The 2,996-nt window shown below is 67.3% G+C and carries 2 protein-coding genes; one reads left to right on the forward strand and one right to left on the reverse strand.

Annotated elements, in window-relative coordinates; genetic code table 11:
• Positions 1-151 precede the first annotated feature (151 nt).
• Positions 152-1,027, forward strand: a complete 876-nt coding sequence (gene purU / locus AC4FAH_RS14205; RefSeq protein ID WP_107335546.1) for a formyltetrahydrofolate deformylase — start codon at positions 152-154, stop codon at positions 1,025-1,027.
• A gap of 115 nt (positions 1,028-1,142) precedes the next feature.
• On the opposite strand, the gene fhuB is transcribed toward purU, so the two are convergent.
• Positions 1,143-2,996, reverse strand: a 1,854-nt coding sequence (gene fhuB, locus AC4FAH_RS14210) for a Fe(3+)-hydroxamate ABC transporter permease FhuB (protein ID WP_490246274.1), incomplete at its 5' end; no start/stop codon positions are given.

Here is a 2,996-nt window from a genome sequence, read left to right on the forward strand (position 1 = left end):
ACTGCCAGGGGCCTTGCCCGGGCCAGGAGGCGGGCTTCAGAAATACTGAAGCCCGCCTCAATAATATTGGTTTGTCGCGCAGGGCCTCGGATGCAACCCTGACGTTGCTGCTTCCAACAATAGATAATCCTTACATGACAGGCACCTACGTATGCGTGATACCTGGATTCTGACCGCCCAATGTCCCAGCCGCATCGGCACGGTGGACGTCGTGACACGCTACCTGCGCGAGCAGGGCTGCTATATCACCGAGCTCAATTCCTTCGATGACCGCCTGTCGGGGCGCTTCTTCATCCGGGCCGAATTTCGTCCGCAGACCGAGGCCGGTGCCCTCGATGACGGCTTCGATGCCGCGAGTTTCGAGCAGGGCCTGGGCACGCGTGCCGCCGACTTCGAGATGGACGTCAGCCTGAGTGCGCCGGATGAGCGCATGAAGGTGGTCATCATGGTCTCGCGCTCGGACCACTGCCTGAACGACCTGCTCTACCGGCATCGCATCGGCCAGCTGCCGATGGACATCACCGCCGTCATCTCCAACCATCCGGACATGGCACCGCTGGCCGAGTGGCATGGCCTGCCGTATCACCACCTGCCGATCACCGCCGAGACCAAGGCCGAGCAGGAAGCCAGGGTATGGCAGATCGTGCAGGACACCGGGGCTGAGCTGGTGATTCTGGCGCGCTACATGCAGGTGCTGTCGAGCGACATGTGCGAGAAGCTCTCGGGGCGTGCGATCAACATCCACCACTCGCTGCTGCCGGGCTTCAAGGGCGCACGCCCCTATCACCAGGCCTACGAGAAGGGCGTCAAGCTGGTCGGTGCCACCGCGCACTACATCAATGATGATCTCGATGAAGGGCCGATCATCACCCAGGGCGTCGAGACGGTGGATCACGCCCACTATCCCGAAGACCTGATCGCCAAGGGCCGTGATATCGAGTGCCTGACCCTGTCGCGCGGCGTGCGTTATCACCTCGAGCGTCGCGTCTTCCTGCATGACAAGCGCACGGTGGTGTTCGGCAACTGAGCCCGGACTGTGTCCGCCAGCTCACTCTGTTCATGAACCTCACAGACTCCACAAACGACGAAGCCCGCGACCTTTCGGTGGCGGGCTTCGTCGTTTGTGCGTGTGCGTATGCGCGTCAGCTTCTGCGCAGGCTCCACAGGAAGTAGCTGCCGCCGATCAGCGAGGCCATCAGGCCGGCGGGGATCTCGTAGGGCGACAGCAGCTGGCGGCCCAGCCAGTCGGCCAGCACCATCAACAGCGCGCCGCACAGTACCGCGCCGAGCATGTGCTCGCGGGCGCGGCTCAGCCCCAGCAGGCGTGCCAGATGCGGGGCCAGCAGGCCGACGAAGGACAGCGGGCCGACGATCAGGGTCGCCAGCGCGGTCAGCACAGCCACCGCGCCCAGCAGCACCAGGCGGGCGCGGGTCACGCCGATGCCCAGCGCACTGGCGCTCGCCATGCCCAGTGGCAGGATATCCAGCCAGCGCGCCAGCGGACGCACCAGCAGGACCGCGATGATCGCCAGCGCGAGCACGCCGACCGCCGCGGAGAGACCCACGTAATAGGTGGAGCCGGACAGCCAGGCCAGAATCTGCTGACCGCGCGGGTCGCCATCGGCAAGGATGATGCCGCGCACCGCATCGTAGAGCGCCGTGATCGCCACCCCGCACAGCAGCACGCGTTCGGGAATGAAGCCACTGCGATGATTGAGCACCACCAGCAGCGCCAGACAGGCCAGCGCCCCGCAGATGCCTGCGCCCAGCAGGGTCAGCTGCCCCGGCGACGGGACCAGCAGCAGCGTCAGCATCAGGGCGATGGCGGTGCCGCCGCTGATGCCGAGAATCTCGGGGCTGGCCATCGGGTTGCTGGTCAGACGCTGCAACAGGGTACCGGCCAGGGCCAGCAGTACGCCGGCGCCTGCCGCCGCCAGTACCCGTGGCAGGCGGAAGTCCAGCACGCTGGCCTGGCCGGCCATCAGCTGTTGGAGCATGTCACTGCCCAGGGTCCAGCCATCGGCGCCATTGCCGACCAGCAGGGCCAGCATCAGGGCCACGCAGACCCCGGCCAGCAACCAGCCGAGCAGGCGGTCGGGGCGGGGATGGCGATGCGTCAGTGACATGCCGTGATGGCTGGCGGGGCCAGCCCCCTGCGCCATCTTGAGGCGCGGAATCAGCCACAGCAGCAGCGGCGCGCCGAGGGCCGCCGTCATCGCGCCGGTCGGGATCAGGTTGGGCAGCAGGCCATCGAGACTGGCGACCACCTGGTCCGTCACCGCCAGCAGCAACGCCCCGAACAATGGCGCCCACAGCAGGCGCTGGCCCAGGCGGCGCGCGCCCATCAGGCGCACGCAGGCTGGCGCGGCCAGACCGATGAAGCCGATGATGCCCAGCACGCTGACCACGCAGGCGCTCAGAAATACCGCCAGTCCCAGACTCATCAGGCGCAGCTTGCGCAGCGAGACGCCCAGGCTTCTGGCATTGGCCTCGTCGAGGTCCAGCACCGCCAGCGGACGCATCAGCACCAGCGCCAGCAACATGCCCGGCAGCAGGCGGGTGAGCAGCGTGATCACGCCATCCCAGCTGTTCTGGGCCAGCGAGCCTGCGCCCCATACCAGGGTGCCGTGCAGGGCTTCCTGATTGAACAGCAACAGCACCATGCCCAGTGCGCCGATGTAGAGATTGACCACCAGCCCCGCCAGCACCACCACGGTCGGCGACATGCCTCGCGCCCAGGCCAGCGCGAACACCAGCCCCATGGCGGCCAGGCCACCGGCAAGCGCGACCCATTCACGGCCCAGCTGGAAGCCGTCTCCTCCAAGACCCGTGCCGGCCATCAGTGCCGGGGCGAACAGCGTCGCCAGCATCATCGCCAGGCTCGCGCCACTGGCGACGCCGAGGGTAGTGGGCGCGGCCAGTGGATTGCGCAGCACCTGCTGCATCAGCACGCCGGCCATGCCCAGCGCGCCACCGGCCAGCAGCGCGCAGACCAG

It is taken from the genome of Cobetia sp. (genome assembly GCF_983723665.1).